The organism is Aliivibrio sp. S2TY2, assembly GCF_028765525.1.
Taxonomy (GTDB): domain Bacteria; phylum Pseudomonadota; class Gammaproteobacteria; order Enterobacterales; family Vibrionaceae; genus Aliivibrio; species Aliivibrio finisterrensis_A.
Genome location: NZ_JARACS010000005.1, coordinates 140,575 through 156,821 on the forward strand (window position 1 = coordinate 140,575; position 16,247 = coordinate 156,821).

The 16,247-nt window shown below is 37.4% G+C and carries 14 protein-coding genes; 6 read left to right on the top strand and 8 right to left on the bottom strand.

All coding sequences use genetic code 11. From position 1 onward, the window contains the following. Positions 1-415: 415 nt before the first annotated feature. The 4 genes from PVK63_RS10255 to yidA form a co-directional block, all read right to left on the bottom strand. Positions 416-565, bottom strand: a complete 150-nt coding sequence (locus PVK63_RS10255; protein ID WP_274440415.1) for a hypothetical protein — start codon at positions 563-565, stop codon at positions 416-418. A 30-nt stretch (positions 566-595) separates the two neighbouring features. After that, positions 596-1,360 (bottom strand): J domain-containing protein, encoded by a 765-nt coding sequence (locus tag PVK63_RS10260; protein ID WP_274440416.1) that lies wholly within the window; start codon positions 1,358-1,360, stop codon positions 596-598. Between the two features lie 69 nt (positions 1,361-1,429). Further along, positions 1,430-1,867 (bottom strand): hypothetical protein, encoded by a 438-nt coding sequence (locus PVK63_RS10265; protein ID WP_274440417.1) that lies wholly within the window; start codon positions 1,865-1,867, stop codon positions 1,430-1,432. A gap of 773 nt (positions 1,868-2,640) precedes the next feature. Further along, positions 2,641-3,450: a sugar-phosphatase gene (gene yidA / locus PVK63_RS10270; RefSeq protein WP_274440456.1), complete on the bottom strand. Its 810-nt coding sequence runs from the start codon at positions 3,448-3,450 to the stop codon at positions 2,641-2,643. Positions 3,451-3,551: 101 nt separating this feature from the next. Here yidA and PVK63_RS10275 point away from each other — a divergent pair, with 101 nt between their 5' ends. Next, a complete protein-coding gene (locus PVK63_RS10275; RefSeq protein ID WP_274440418.1) occupies positions 3,552-4,223 on the top strand; it encodes a tRNA (adenine(22)-N(1))-methyltransferase in 672 nt (223 codons plus the stop codon). Between the two features lie 176 nt (positions 4,224-4,399). On the opposite strand, the gene PVK63_RS10280 is transcribed toward PVK63_RS10275, so the two are convergent. Beyond that, positions 4,400-5,341, bottom strand: a complete 942-nt coding sequence (locus PVK63_RS10280) for a YeiH family protein (protein ID WP_130045240.1) — start codon at positions 5,339-5,341, stop codon at positions 4,400-4,402. Between the two features lie 267 nt (positions 5,342-5,608). Between PVK63_RS10280 and PVK63_RS10285 the strand changes: the two genes are divergently transcribed. Then, entirely contained in the window at positions 5,609-6,880 is a 1,272-nt protein-coding gene (locus PVK63_RS10285; protein ID WP_274440419.1) for an MDR family MFS transporter, read from the top strand. On the opposite strand, the gene PVK63_RS10290 is transcribed toward PVK63_RS10285, so the two are convergent. Further along, positions 6,877-7,824, bottom strand: a complete 948-nt coding sequence (locus tag PVK63_RS10290; RefSeq protein ID WP_274440420.1) for an endonuclease/exonuclease/phosphatase family protein — start codon at positions 7,822-7,824, stop codon at positions 6,877-6,879. The two genes, PVK63_RS10285 and PVK63_RS10290, sit on opposite strands and share 4 nt — an antisense overlap. Before the next feature lie 109 nt (positions 7,825-7,933). After that, positions 7,934-9,127 (bottom strand): anaerobic sulfatase maturase, encoded by a 1,194-nt coding sequence (locus PVK63_RS10295; protein ID WP_274440421.1) that lies wholly within the window; start codon positions 9,125-9,127, stop codon positions 7,934-7,936. Positions 9,128-9,266: 139 nt separating this feature from the next. On the opposite strand from PVK63_RS10295, the gene PVK63_RS10300 reads away from it, so the two are divergent. From PVK63_RS10300 to PVK63_RS10315, 4 genes are all read left to right on the top strand, one after another. Further along, positions 9,267-10,664 (top strand): DUF1254 domain-containing protein, encoded by a 1,398-nt coding sequence (locus PVK63_RS10300; RefSeq protein WP_338000102.1) that lies wholly within the window; start codon positions 9,267-9,269, stop codon positions 10,662-10,664. Between the two features lie 124 nt (positions 10,665-10,788). Beyond that, the gene (locus tag PVK63_RS10305) at positions 10,789-12,417 is read left to right on the top strand and encodes a phosphoethanolamine transferase (protein ID WP_274440423.1); all 1,629 of its coding nucleotides are present in this window, start codon (positions 10,789-10,791) and stop codon (positions 12,415-12,417) included. 101 nt (positions 12,418-12,518) lie between these two features. Continuing rightward, the gene (locus PVK63_RS10310; protein WP_274440424.1) at positions 12,519-13,205 is read left to right on the top strand and encodes a response regulator transcription factor; all 687 of its coding nucleotides are present in this window, start codon (positions 12,519-12,521) and stop codon (positions 13,203-13,205) included. After that, positions 13,193-14,614, top strand: a complete 1,422-nt coding sequence (locus tag PVK63_RS10315; protein ID WP_274440425.1) for a sensor histidine kinase — start codon at positions 13,193-13,195, stop codon at positions 14,612-14,614. Before PVK63_RS10310 ends, PVK63_RS10315 begins: the two co-directional genes overlap by 13 nt. A 60-nt stretch (positions 14,615-14,674) precedes the next feature. Here the strand turns inward: PVK63_RS10315 and PVK63_RS10320 are convergent, their stop codons facing one another. Beyond that, positions 14,675-16,213, bottom strand: coding sequence for a sulfatase-like hydrolase/transferase (locus PVK63_RS10320; protein ID WP_274440426.1), 1,539 nt, complete (start codon positions 16,211-16,213; stop codon positions 14,675-14,677). Between the last annotated feature and the right edge of the window lie 34 nt (positions 16,214-16,247).

The window sequence follows — 16,247 nt, forward strand, 5'->3', positions numbered from 1 at the left end:
TCGAGCTCCATCAATAAGCGTGGATTGTCTTTTCTGAAGTGCTCTAATTCACTTCGTTCTGAAAGGTTTAATGTGACTGATTTAACTTCTTTTGAATCACTTGTTAGTGACTCTTGCCTAACCCAAGTTGTGATGGCGCTTAATGAAATATTCAAACTGTCAGCAGATTTATGTCTTGAATAACCTTGAACTGTAACTAATTTAACGCATCTTGTTTATACTCAAGAGTAAGCGTTCTACGTGTATTTCCTTATTCATATTCACCTCTAATGCCATAATAACTAAAACTTATAGAGGTGTCTGAAACTATTAGACCACTACACAGGATAGTGATTCAGTTAGTAAATATATTGATTTGATGAAACAAGAATCAATATTGAAATACTAGATATAAGAAAGGGCAATCCGTTAATGGTTACTCTTTTGGTTTTACGCTTCTGAGTGCAGCCTTAAGTGCATCATTACAACCGTAATCATTGAAGTCTTTAATAGATGAATTTAAATGAGCGTTGAAACGAGATAGACCATTTAAGGCTGATACTGAAATATGAATAGATTTACACACGAATAGATATCCTAAAAATTAGAGTTAATCTTACTTATGACGACAGTTTAATGTTACGTACATTTTATTAATCATTTGGCTCATTTCAGTACTACCACCTTTATCTGGATGATAGATAGAACTTAAGCGTTTATATTGTTTCTTTATCGCCTCTCTAGTCGCTGTGTTAGGGGTTAAGGCAAACCATGAATAAGCGTCAGTAATTGATACAAATGTTTCACCAGAACCGCCAGATTGCTTTAATTCGTTAATACGTGCATTAGCTTGTCTAATTATTTGGTTTGCTTTCTCAAGCTTTAGTGTTTTATCTGCAACACTATTACGTAATGTTGTATGCTGTCTTCTTAATTGAGTACGTTCTTTTTTCAGTGCTATAATTTCATCAGTAAGTGCATAATGATCAGCTGCAAAGTCCTCAGATGCTTGACGGTATGCGTTGCACATTTGATTTAACTCTGCATAATCATCAGGAGTTTTAACGTTCTTTAATTGATTTTTATAATCTTCAATGTCTTCCTGTAAATCTTCAATTTCCATATTTGCATCATCTAACTCTTCCTGTAAGTCTTCAGCAACTCCTTTCATTGCTGAGTACTGTACCTGTGCTTGGTTTGCTCTGCCTCTTTCAGAGTCATACATGACATTTAACTGCTCATAAGCACCAGTAAGGTCTAACATTTCAGAAGTTAGTTTTTTCATTGCCTTACTTGATACTTCTGTCTGTTCTTTTAACTGTTGTTCAAGAAAAGTATTTAAGCGGAGGACCATTGTAAGTTGGGATTCTTCATTTAACATTTTATGGAAATCTTAATAAGCACGAAAGTAAAAGGCTAGTGAAATCGTAATAATCATATTTAGATATTGTTATTTTACAATCGTGAATTTCTTAAGGTGTTGCATTAAACATACCTGTTCAGTTAGAAATGGTTGAGATTGACACTCTTTGTAACCTTCTTCAGTAACCTCTAATACATTCTTATTCATTAAGATTAAGTAAGCTTTAGTATGTGGTTTGATGATTAGCTCATACTGAGTATTACTAAAGAAACCATATGAAGTTGTATAAGTGTATGATCCAGATTTTAAAGGTAATTCCTTTACCTCTGTTTGTGAAACGTTAGCTATAATATTTCCATCAATATGTACATAATGATTAGGTGACAGGATTTGCAATGGTTCGTTTCTTACCAGAACAACAGAACCGTTCTCGTTAGTATCTTCTGATACTGGTAATGTTGTTATTGTTGGTGCAGCACAACCAGAAAGAGTAAGAGCAGCGATAAAAGTAGTAATTTTTTTCATTTTGGAATCTCAGATAGTTAGTTAAATTTTAAAAATTGACCAGTAGTGTTTTACTGTTTATATATTAATAATAAATGTTTCTGTTTTTTTCGATTAAATGCTTACCTCTTTTTTACATAACGCGGTATGAATATACTTTTGTCCCTATTGTGAATATCCCATGCTCAGGTTGAGAAAATTGAACTTGAGTCTTTAATTTATTTCATACAATTTCGCAAACATTGTACTCTCTAGCTTCTGCGTGGTTTATCTTGGTTACACCTTTCCTTTTACGTGAAGGCATTGGGAATACATCAGAGATAACTTTCTTATTTTTGGATTTAGGGTTGATTTGAATGGCGCAGAATATACGCCATTAATTGATTGTTTGCTTTAAATAAATGATGCTGAACTCAATAGGGCGATCATCTCAGCTAGAATGAATGGTTGCAGTAAACTAGACATCTCTAACTTAGCATTTCAAATGCTACCTTAATTACCTCGTTATCAGGTGCGATAGCTGATAGAACTTCATCGTTTACAATAACGCTACGGCACTTTGAATGCAGTCTACTGTATTAATCTTCATGTTTACTTTCTCATTCTTATTTCACTAAAGAAGAAAAATAGTGGCAATGATCAAGATGAGAAGTTAGTTGAATCAGAAGCTTAATAACTTAGAGTAAACTAATAACAGTTTAGTTTAACGTTAAATAAAAACCCCAGAGTGTGAAAGTACTCTGGGGTTTTGTTTGTTAGTTATTTATTTTTAGTGGCAAACGTAATGTAAGTAATTAAGCGTTTAATACAAACTCTTCAATCACTTTAGCTACGCCGTGGTCATTATTACTAACGGTAATATGGTTCGCAATCTCTTTGATATCATCAGTCGCGTTCGCCATTGCAACGCCAAGGCCAGCGTATTTGATCATATGCCAGTCATTGCCCGCATCGCCCATGCAAATAACTTCATCTGCAGTAATACCAAGATGATCCGCCAGTGCTTTTACGCCGACGCCTTTATTACTGTTAGGGTTTAAAAACTCCAAGAAGAAAGGTGCACTTTGTACAATAGTAAACTCTTTGTATAGTTCTGCTGGCAGTTGTTTGATGGCAGCTGAAAGTAGTTCTGGCTCATCAATCATCATCGCTTTCATGATTTGTTCGTCATCAGCTAGCTCTTCAAAATCAATAACTGTAATTGGCATACCTGTGATGCTAGATTCATGCTCGGTGTAATGATTTAATTGTGGGGTAATTAAGCCTTTTTCTTGAGAGAAAGCATGAACATGAACCCCAAGCTTTTTAGCCAGTTTAGCGATGGCTTTAGCATCTTCACCGGTAATAATCTGGCTGCGGATCACTTCTTCACTTTTTACTTTTTGAACCAGTGAGGCATTGTAGCTAAGAACATAGTCGTCCTCAGTAGTCATTCCTAATTCTTCAAGTTGTGACTTCATTCCGTTGATTGGGCGACCTGAAGCTAATACAACCACAACGCCTTTTTCACGAGCTGCAGCAATCGCTGCTTTGTTTTCTGCTGAGATTTGTTTATCTGAATTAAGCAGAGTGCCATCCATATCCAGTGCGATTAATTTATACATCATAGTTACCATTGGATTAAAAATACTATTAGCTAGCTTACCTGAATTTTATGAAAAAAATACTATATACTGTCGCTGATTTTTACTACTGATACAGGCTAATGAAGTTAAGTTCTCGATTAGATACCATAAAAAATAAAGTTACCGATCACTATGATCATATTTGGGATTGCTGTTGTGATCATGGCCAACTAGGTGTTGCTTTGCTGAGCTCACAACCTAAGAGTGTGATCCACTTTGTTGATGTCGTGGATGAGCTGATGGTTGATCTTGAAAGTCAGCTTCAAAAACACGCATCAGCAATTCAGTCTCAGTGGCAAGTGCATTGTATGGATGTAGCGAAACTACCGTTAATAAAAGGGAAAGAGAACCTGATTATTATTGCAGGCGTTGGTGGGGACTTGTTGATTGAGTTGGTGCATTCTATTCAGACACGTAATAGTGATATTGAGCTGGAGTTCATTCTTTGCCCGGTATTACATAACTATATGGTTAGATGTGAGTTGATAGAGATGGGTTTTGGTTTACTATCAGAAACATTAGTTAAAGAGAACAAACGCTTCTATGAAGTGCTGCATATTAGTAATCAAGCAGCAAAACCGATTACGTCTGTTGGAAGCGATATGTGGAATTTATCAGATAGTGATCATCAAGAGTATCTAAACAAGGCTATTTCACATTATCAACGAATGGAAGCGAATCCTAAATGTACGAGTAGGGTGAGTAAACTGTACATGAACTTGCAGTTAGATGTGGGTATTGAGCTATTTTAATTAAGTTAATGAAAAAAGACCTTAAATTGGTATTAACCTCTGAAGATATCAATAAAATGGATATTATTAAGGTATTAAATTATTACTTTAAGAAGACTGAAGCATTAGTTGAATAGTGTAGTGTATTAATCAGTAATGAATAAAGCTAACGCATTCGACGTTAGCTTTTTAATGCCTTATGAAGCGTAATTCATAATATACAATAGAGAGGTTGTAGATATTACAACCCACAAGCTAACACCAAAGATCAGCGGTTTTGCGCCCGCCGCTTTGATTTTTTCAATTGATATACCACAGCCGATAAAGAATAAGCACAGAACTAATAGCTTTTTCGATACATCAAAAATACCTTCATAAACTAGATTGAACTGCGGTAGATTATCACTAATGAAAATAGCTAAGCAGTAGAAAAGGATAAAGTAAGGGATCGTAATTTTTTTACTGTTGCTACGAAAAAGCAAAGCACTAATAAAGGCAACAGGAACAATCCATAATGCACGCGCTAATTTAAGCGTTGTTGCGGTTTTTAACGCTTCTTCACCGTATGCAGAAGCGGCACCAACCACGGATGAAGTATCGTGAATCGCAATAGCTGCCCAAGTACCAAAGGCGTGTTGGCTTAGCTCTAATGCATGGCCAATGACAGGGAAGATGAATAGCGCAATTGAGTTCAATACAAATACCGTAGCTAAAGCAAGACCTGTAGATTCTTCATCAGCATTAATCGCAGGAGCAACCGCAGCAATAGCGCTACCGCCACAAATAGCAGTACCCGATGCGATCAGATGGCCTGTCACTTTATCCAGTTTCATCAATCGTGCTAGTAACCAACCTAGAACGAGTGTGCCCACAATGGTTGATAAAATAATACCAATTCCATTTGAAGTTGCTTCTATTGCTTCATTCAGCTGAATACCAAACCCTAAACCAACAATAGAGTAAGCTAATAATTTTTTAGTGACTTTTCCCAATGCAAAAGTTGTGGGTACAAAACCAAAACTTGCTAGAGCAAACCCCATAACTAAAGCGGTTGGTGAACTAACCCAAGGGGTGAGTGTTAATAGCGCAGCAAGATAAAAAGGAAAGTAATGTTGTAAATGGGATTTATTAAAAGTCATGTTTATTATTCGTAGGCATAGATAAAGCAAAGATATCACTTTTATTCTGTTTAGTAAGTTCAATAATTCAATATATAAGGTTAAATAAACCTTAACAATAATAAGGGTTTTAAAAATGAGTAGTAACGCAGTGCAATAGACTGGTTTCATTAAAAAGAAAAGCAAACTTAAGAGATTTACACTCTTATAAATTCATTGTTAATCGGTATACTTTTTAAACAAAGAAAAATAGTAAAATGGCTAGGTAGCAGATCCCAAGGAGGGAGTATGGAAGAGACAAAAACAGCAGATGGAAATAGTGGCGTAGAAGAAACGGAAGAAAGTGGAAGCGTATTACAATGGGGACGCCTTTCTCGTTTTAACCATATTATCTGGACGGTATTGGTTGGAACTCTTCTAGCGCGAACTACGTATTTTATGGCATGGCCATTTCTTATTGTCATTTTATATCAAGATTTTAATGCCAGTGCAGTAACGGTAGGGGCTATTTTAGCAGGCTCGGCAGTGGTGGGTTCATTTACGGGACTATATTCAGGTTGGCTATCTGATAAATTTGGCCGTAAGTGGGTAATGGTTGTTGGCTGTATTATTGCTGCGTTTTCGTATTCAGGAATTGGTCTTGCGAGCTCTATTTTTCAGTTATTTGTTTTAGTCGGTATGTGCGGCTTAATGCGACCAATGATAGAAGCTCCTGCAAAGGCGGTAATTGGAGATAACCTAGACGATGACAAAGACAGAGAGCTCGCGCTTAATGTACGTTATTTCTTGATTAATGTAGGTGGAGCAATTGGTCCTTTAATTGGTATTACTTTAGGTTTGGCTCATCCTAAAATATTGTTCTTAGTCACAGGGATTACCTATTTGGCTTTTGGCCTCTTTTTGTTTATCTCTTTTGCTAAAAGTAAGAGTGAGACATTACTGTCTAAAAGTACAAGTGATGTAACGTCTTTTTTCTCAACAGTTCGGATCATAAGTAAAGACAAGCTATTTATTAAATTGATTGCCGCAAATTTAATTATGATGTTTGTCTATGGTCAATACGAATCATCTATCCCTCAAGTTATTGTACGTACCGATATTGTCGATGCTGCCAAGTTTATTAGTGGTTTGGTGTTAGTAAATACATTAACGATTGTGGTATTGCAGTTTCCGATGTTAAAGCTGCTTGAGAATGTACCATTATTTACACGTACTCGGATTGGTATGGTGATGATGGCCTTGGCACAAATTGCTTTCTTAATGGTGCCCATTGATTTTCCGGTTGGGTGGCTAATGGCATGCTTTATTTTAAGTGTGGGAGAGGTGATTGCTTTTCCTACGTTGAATGTGCAAATAGACCAATTAGCGCCTAAACATCTACGAGGTAGTTATTTTGGTGCCGCCGCGATTTACGGGCTAGGTTTTGCGCTTGCTCCTCTCGTTGGTGGGATCTTGATTCAACTTGGTGGTGCAACGCCTCTATTTATTGCATGTTTTGTTCTTTCTTTACTCATGATTGGTTTATATAAGTGGGCGGAGAAGGAAATACCAAGTAATTAGTTTGGTTTTGATTTAGTCGAAAGGTAGGTCACCACCGCGCTATGATCAGAGCCTGAAAATTGAGGTAATGCTTCACGTTTACAGATAGATAACGATGGTTCCTCAGAATTTCTTATCCAAAAATGGTCAATGGCGATCCGTGAAAAAGTGGGGATAGGAATGCCTTTGATTTCTCTTGGCCAACTCTGAACAGGGGCTGTTTGGTATTCTTTGTAAGCGTGTTTAAAGCGTTGTGTATTTGCCGATAAATTGAAATCACCAATAATTAAGGTATCAGCATAAGGGGAGTAATCTGCTAGGCGTTCTAAACTTCCGATGAGTGCATTTCTTTCATGCCAAAGCTGCTTGGTTCTTGGTGACGGTGGATGAGCGGTATATAAACTCACTGGGCGATGTTCACTGCTTTGCCATATACCGCTGATCATATAATGACCTGCTGGAGTATTTTGTGCTCTTAAATTCAATGGTTGTTTACTGATAACCATTTGTCCGCTTGGATAGCCTAACCCCGGCGTTCCTCCAAACTGGTATGGGTATTGATCTATTAATGCCATAAATTGATCACCATGCCACGGGGCTGTTTCTTGAAGTACCACAAGATCGATATCATTAACTTTTAAATAGTTAAGAAAAGGAGTGAGGTCAGGATTGGTGTAATACAAATTATATTGAACAACTACCAGAGGGTTGTGGCACTTTTGGTTTGAATAACTTGTTTGTGGAGATTGATAGAGCCAAGCAAAGAATAAGCTCAAAGCTAAGAGGGAATAAAAGTAATAGCGGCATAATAATAAAACAATAAAAAGAAAAGCATAACCAAAAGCGATAATACTTGGTATTCCAATGATGTTTTCTAGCCACCAAATAGTTGTTACATAAGAGAGTGAAACCCAGAGTAGAGTGGGAAGTATTAAGAACGCAATCCAAAGCCCTTTTATATGCATCTAATCTAGCCTCCATTTATTACCCAATGACTCAGACGGTTAACTTGTCTTAGTCATTTAGTATGGGTGATAAAATAGAGGTTTGCGTAAATTATTCATTAATAGTGTTTTAAAACATAGGGTAATGGACTGGTGAATAGCCTTGTTTCATCGCATCAACCATTTTTAACATTACAGGCAGGGCGTGTTTAAAGAACATTTCATAGCCTTCACATAATACATTGTGATCTTCACCGTTATTGGTTTTACTGACACGATTTTTTGGACATCCGCCATTACACAGTGGTTTAAAATCACAACGCTGGCATTTTTGACTTAGGGATTCGTACTTATCTTGTCCAAATTTAATTTGCTCATCAGATCTTACCATTTGTGCTAAAGATGCGTTGTCATGGTGAATGTTACCGATTTTAAAATCATCATAACCGTAATGATCGCAACTAAAGACGTCACCGTTGGACTCCATCATTAATTGTTGCCCACAAGTATCCGCATGATGGCACATTTGGCTTTGGTGACCCATTAAAATCATTAAGCAGTTTTCAAAAAATTGCACATAGGTTTTACTAATATCATTGGCTGCCCATTTATCAAATACATCACATAGGAATTGGCCCCATTGCTTACCTGATAGTGTCCAATCGTAATCAAAACGACGATCCATTTCATGGTCAATACAAGGTTGAAATTGCAAGTATGTGCTGCCATTGTCTTTTAAAAATTGATAAATAGCTTTGCCATGCTTGTAATTTTTATTATTGATAACCGTTAGAGTATTGAATTCTATATGGTGATCTTTTAAGTGTTGCATACCACGCATAGTTCGCTCAAAAGAAGAGTTCCCTGATTTGTCTATACGTGCAATGTCATTTATTAGCTGTGGCCCATCAATACTGATCCCGACCATAAAATGGTGCTTAGCAAAGAAAGAAGCCCAGCGGTCATTAATTAAAGTGCCATTAGTTTGAATTGTATTTTGAATCGGTGTTTTTGACACTTGTTGTTGCTGTAAGTTAATGGCTGATTGATAAAAATCTAACCCTCGCATCATTGGCTCTCCACCATGCCAAATAAAATCGATAACAGGAGTTTGTGGTGGCTGAGATTGTATGTGATTAGAGATCGTTTTATTTAAGGTATCTTCATCCATTCTCGGCTTTTTTTTATCTTCATTCTTTAAGTAATAGCAGTAGTGGCAATCTAGATTACACTTTGCACTTTCAGCTTTAATAAACAAACTGTAGGGAGTGGTTGCTTCAATAGTCGATGCAGACATGATTAGATTACCTTTCTGATGAGCCATAACTTATATCTATTAATTTAATGAATTATATAGATGTAGTCGAATTGTATTTTTTAATAAAGGCTATTCATTCTTTCAATTGTTCTTCTTTATTTAGAGTCGCTAGTCTGGAGTTATATTTATAAATAGAGGTTCTACTATAAAAAAGGTACTCATAGCAACGGTAATTACGAGCAGTTTATTAAGCAGTACAGCTGTATTCGCAGCACAATTAGCGCCAGTTAATCCTCAAGAAGAATTAGCTTATACCTTAGGGCTGCAAGCCTTTATTTATGGTGCTGGCCCATTAACCGTAGCACAAGTTAGAGCCGCGTCGACGAAAGTAGATACTCCAATGGACAATGGCGCAGCGCCATTAAACATGATGGGGAAGACTCTGGCTCTCGCAGGGCCTGAAGACAGAGTGGTTCCAACCGTTAATAATGATACCTTGTACTCTCAATCTCATATTAACTTGAATGACACAGGACCTTTGGTTATAGAGATCCCTCCAACCAATGATCGCTATTTTATTGTGCAATTATTAGATGATTATTCTGAAGCTGTGGGTAATTTAATAAAAGATAATGTCGGGCAAGATGGCGGAAAATTCTTACTGGTAAATAAAGGATGGAAAGGAATCGGAGGGGGAATTCCTGATGGTATTGATGGCATTATTGAATCGAGAACGCCTTTAGTTTGGTACATTCAGCGAACTGGTGTTTCAGGAAATAAAGACTTGTCGGCAGCACTTAATGTTCACGATGGATTTATTAATTATCCTTTATCTGAACTGGGACAAGAGCATAAACCGGTTAAGTTAACTCATGCAAAAACAGGCATATCACCAATGCCTAGCCCTAAAGGTTTGGCATGGTTTAGTTTAATTGATGAAGAATTGCGTAATAACCCTATTGCAGCAGACGCGCCAATTGTCGACCAATTTAAATACATTGGTATTGGGGGAGATAAACCATTTAATGCTGATAATTTAACTGAAGATCAGAAGAAAGGGTTATTACGAGCGTTAAATGCGGCACCACAAATCATTCAATACGCCAGTCGTGATTTAGGAACAAAAAATAACGGTTGGGCAATGATGTATGAAGGTGGGAAATATGGGAATGATTTCTTAAGCCGTGCGAGCATTAACTTTCGAGCGGCAGGCTTAAATACTAAAGAGCGAGCGTTATATCCAAACCGTTATACGGACTCAAAAGATCAACAGATGTCTGGTCAGTATAAATATCGTATGGTGATGCCAGCCGATGCACTGGCAAAAGCCTTTTGGTCTTTAACTATGTATGATGCGAAAAACCTATTTATGGTGCCGAACAGCATCGATCGCTACTCTATCTCAACCAATCGTAAAGAAGAGCTTATTTATAATAAAGATGGCACATTAACCGTCTGTATTCAAAACAGTAAACCTGTTGATTCAAGTTGTAACTGGTTACCTGCGCCAAAAGATGATTTTTATCTACACATGCGCTTATATGAGCCAACTCAGGCTGTGCTAGATAATACTTATGAGCTTCCTCAAGTTGTTAGGCAATAAGTTTTCATTTTAAATAAAGAATTTATTTGTTTGGCTAATGAAAAACAGCGAACCATAAGTTTATCTTCAGTGGATCTTAAGTTTGATATGTAACACTCGTCTCATTCTCTAAGAGCCTGAAGGTATGCTTGTGTTGTCCAATCTGATTTCAAAACTTAAAAACCAAAAAATAACCATGAACATGGTGTCACTGATTATTTTGGTGTCATTGTATTTTGCCGTGGTATTTAACTATCCGATTAATGAAAAAATTTACCAACTCTCCCAAGGTAATGGTCTTTTTCTGTTTCTAACACCAGCGATTCTTACCTGTGCTTTTATTATTATTTTCTCAATGATTGCTGTGCCGTACTTGTTCAAAGGTGTTGTGATTATTTTGACTCTCACCTCTTCGATGGCGTTTTATGCCGCGTTGCAATACAACACCATGTTTGATTATGCGATGATCGAGAATATCTTTGAAACCAACGTTGGTGAAGCTTCCTCTTATTTAAGCTCAGCTTCTATCGGTTACTTTATTGTCTTTGGTCTGCTTCCATCATTGTTTCTATTAAAAGTAAAAGTGATCCGCAATGCTTCATGGGGCAAAGAGCTATTTCATCGTGCTGCATTAATGAGTGTTGCGATTGTAGGGCTGTTGTTGATTTCTGTTTTCTATTTTAAAGACTATGCTTCGATTGGCCGCAATAACTCGTACTTAAATAAAATGATTAACCCTGCTGACGCTTTTAATACGGTTAAGTACATTAATAATGAATATCTCACCGCACCTTTGGACTACATCACAATCGGTGAAGATGCAGAGGTAATTCCAGCGAAAAACGGTAAGCCAACCTTAATGGTTGTGTTAGTAGGTGAAACGGCTCGTGCGCAAAATAGTGCTTATAATGGGTATGACAGAGAAACGAATCCATACACCAAAGATTTAGGTTTGATTGCCTTTCAAAATACGTCGTCGTGCGGAACAGCAACAGCCCATTCTTTACCATGTATGTTCTCTAATATGGTGCGTACTAATTACAATAGAGACCGTGCCAATAACCAAGATGACGTATTAGACGTGTTGACTCATGCGGGTGTGAAATCAGTATGGATTGATAATGATGGTGGTGATAAAGCGGTTGCTAAGAACATTGAAAAAGAGATGATTTCGGGTGATTCTTCTTCTGATTTATGTGACGGTTCAAGTTGTTATGATGAAGTATTATTGCAAGGTTTAGATGAGCGAATTCAAAATACGACGGGTGACCAGCTGTACGCACTGCATATGATTGGTAGCCATGGCCCAACGTATTGGAAGCGTTATCCTGAGAATATGGCAGTATTTACCCCTGCATGTAATCGTAGTGATATTGAAAATTGCAGTGATGAAGAGATCACTAATGTGTATGACAATACCTTAGTTTATACCGATTACGTAATTGCGCAGACGATTGCAAAGCTAAAAACGTATTCTGATAAATATAACGTAGTGATGCTATACATTTCAGATCACGGTGAATCGTTAGGTGAAAATGGGTTATACCTTCATGGTGCACCTTACATGATAGCGCCAAAAGAACAAACTCATGTACCTTTCTATATTTGGATGAGCGATGATTATGCGAACCAAAAAGGCATAAATAAAGCCAGTGTTATCAGTAAAGCAGCAGCGGGTGGTTTTTCCCATGATAATTTGTTTCATACGTTACTTGGCTTATATGGCGCGAAGACTAGCGCGAAAGACAATAGTTTAGACATTATGGCGAACTAGTTACTTTTTAGTTCATCGCATTAAGAAATGGGTTAATCATGAGAATGGTTAGCCCATTTTTGCTACTATCGTTATATAAAATAATAAAGTGGTACTGAAAAATGAAAATATTGCTAATAGAAGACTCTGAACATTTACGTCGTAGCTTAGTGGTGGGTCTGAGTAACCTTGGTTTTACTATTGATGAAACTGGAGACGGTTCAAAAGGGCTCTCGATGGCAATTACCAATGAGTATGACTTTATTATTCTGGATTTAATGCTTCCTAATGTTGATGGTATCACGCTATTAAAAAGCATTCGTAAAATGGGTAATGAGGTAAAAGTGATTATCTTATCGGCAAAATCGCAGCCAGAAGATCGTGTTGAAGGCTTAATGTCTGGCGCTGATGATTATCTGGTGAAACCATTTTCGTTTGATGAACTGCATGCTCGTATCTTAACCGTAGCTCGTCGAGGTGGAGTAAAGCATAATGACGACCACGTGGAAGTTGAAGGATTTACGCTTGATTTAGCAAAGAAAGAACTCGAATTCTCAGGTCAATTGATTGAACTAACAAAAAATGAGTACAAGATTGTCGAGTGTATGTTTCGTTCTCGCAATCAGGTAATGACGACAGAAAATATCAGTGATTATGTTATTGGTTCATTTGATTCAGTTTCGAAAAACACCATAGAATCACACTTATCCTCCATCCGAAAAAAAGCGAAAGCCGTTGGTGGCGAACTGCCAATAAAAAATAAACGAGGCTTTGGTTACTATGTGGAAAAACGCTCATGTACTCAATAAAAGATCGGTTGGTTAATGCGTTAACCGTGATCATCGGCATCATTTTATTGGTGGTCTTTTTATCTTTGGATTTTATTCTCGATGCTTGGGTTGATCAGCAGTTTGACGATGCATTAGTGGAAAAATCAAACTACTTTAAGTCTTTGGTTGAAGTGGAAAGTGATGGTATTGAGTTTGAATACCACAAAGGCTTTATGCCGCAATTTGAACGTAAAGAAGAGGCTCAATATTTTCAGATTTGGTTAGGTGAGAGCACTTTTGCAAAGTCGCAATCTCTTAGCTACTTTGATGATGTTGACCTTGATTATCAAGATGTCCCTACTCACGAGAGTCGTATCTTTGATATAAAACTTCCTGATGGCAGCATGGGTAAAGCTATTTCTTCTCGTTTTCAGCCACAGTTGTCATCTGATGTTGATCCTACAGACGTTACTTATATTGAAACCATGTACCTAACCTTGGCGATATCGAATCAACGAGTGAGTAATATTCTATTGATGGCAGATCTGTCTCTTATCTTTGTTTTTATTACCGTTATCTTTGGTATTCGAATGGTGGTGATAAAAGTGGTGGATAGAGAATTAGATTCATTGTATTTACTCAATAAAGAAATTTCAGAGCTTGATGAAAATGCACAAGGTATTCAATCTAACCCAAAAGAAAGCAAAGAGATTTCACCAATTAGAAAAGAGCTCAATCGATATATTGAGTTGAATATTCAAAATGTAGCTAATGAAAAACGTCTTTCTTCTGATATTGCTCATGAGTTAAAAACACCAATAGCAGAGCTCATTAGTTTAAGTGAAATGAACATTCGTTTTCCTGATGATATTCGCATTTCAGCGACATACAAAGAAGATGTGCTATCGATTTCGAATAATATGAAAACCATCGTCAATCAATTAATGGCATTAAGCCAAAGTGCATCAGGAAATTATGGGATTGAGAAGAAAGAGGTGGATGTTCGACTCTTGACTGAGGAGGTTTGTACAGAATTACAGTTTAAGCATCCAACGATGGGAGAGAGGGTCGCTTTCTCTTCATCATTAGCTTCACCGATGATTTATGTTGACCGTTTTAGCTTAGAAACCGTAGTTAAAAATTTATTGGATAATGCTCTTTTTTATAGTGTAGAAGAGTCCATTGTGTCTGCGAGCATTGAAAAAGAGGGGGATGGAAGTGTTGTGATTAAGATAAAAAATACATCTTCTAATCCATTAACTCATGATGATCTCAATAACATATTTAAACCGTTATATCAGGTAGATAAATCAAGAACACACACAGATAGGCATGGGTTGGGCTTAGCTATTGTAAAGAATATCGCTCAATTAAATGGTTATGATTTATCGGTTGATTATCAAGAGAGTAGAGAGATTACATTTACGGTTGTGATACCGCAGGGGTAATAAAAATGAGGAGCGAGAAGGCTCCTCTTTGTTTTTAATATTATTTATATCAATCCGTTACTATTTTACTGACGTATCTGACATTCCTATCCCACCTGATTTTTGGCGTGGTGGGAAGGCTTTTAAAGATTGCTTATATTCAACAATCGATTTTTGTAATGTAGGTACAATCCAAGAACGTTCTTTCATCCATAAGAACCAACCATTAGTATCCACACTACGCTCCCATGGATCGGCTTTGATATCTAAGATTATGCCCAAAGGCCATGCTTTTGCTGGTTCTGTCCATTCTGTTTTGGTTTTCAAGTGCACTTTCCAATCACCTACACGTACTGCATTTAAGTCCTGCTCGTTATAGTAGAAGAACTCATTACGTTTACTTGGTCCTTTTTTGGTTAGCATGTCCATTTGGTTATAACCATCTAGATGAACTTTATATTTGGTATCTCCAATTTTTTTGCCTTTAAGGAGGTCTTGTTTAACGGAAGTATCACCCGTAGCAGCTGCCATTAAGGTTGGAACCCAATCTTCTGAGGTCATAAAGCCGCTCGTGTACTCGCCTTCTGGAATATGTCCCGGCCAGCTGATCAGCATTGGAACTCGGAATGCGCCATCCCAAGTTGTGCCTTTTTGACCACGGAATGAGGCAGTACCTGCCATAGGCCAGTGATCAAGGTTAATGCCGTTATCTGCGGTAAACATGATGATGGTGTTATCGGTTTCACCAAGGGCATCTAATTTGTCTAAGACGACGCCAATTTGATCATCTAGCTCTTTCAGAGCATCGAAATATTCAGTATGACCACTTGCGCCTAAATATTCGTCTTTTACGTGTATTTGTTGGTGCATGCGTGATGGGTTAAACCACATAAAGAAAGGTTTATCAGGGGTGTTAGCTTCGTGTTTATCTAACCAATCGGTAGAGAATTGAACGAACTCATCATCAATGGTTTTCATTCTTTCAGACCCAAGCGGCCCTTTATCTTCGATACGCTGTTTGCCGATTTTACCCCAGCGAGGTTGCACTGTTTTATCGTTGTTCTCTGTTGCGAAACTATGAAGCATATTTCGAGGGCGTCCAACAAAATCAGGATCTTTAGGGAAGTTCGGTTGCTCTGGCATTTCCATTACATTTAGATGATATAAAAAGCCATAAAACTCATCAAAGCCATGCACTGTTGGTAAGAACTTGTTACGGTCTCCTAAGTGACTTTTCCCCACATGAATGGTGTCGTAGCCTTTTGCTTTTAACATATCTGCAAGCGTTGGATCTTCTTTTTGTAAGCCAATATTAGAACCCGGTTGGCCAACCGTTGTTAGGCCTGTTCTAAATGGGTATTGGCCTGTAATAAAAGCACTTCGTCCGGCTGTAGAGCTTCCTTGGGCGTAGTAATCACTTACCATCATGCCACGTTTGGCAATACGATCGATGTTAGGAGTTTCAATTGCTCCTAGGCCGCGATGATAAGCAGAGATATCCATTGGGCTAACATCATCAATCATGATGGTAAGGATATTCGGTTGAGTTTGAGCTGCGTGTGCACTAAACGAGGTGATAGCTAATGCTAAGGCAGTTTTTGCGATGGTTTTTGTTTTCATTTCAAAATACCTATGAATAAAAATAGAGTTTTCG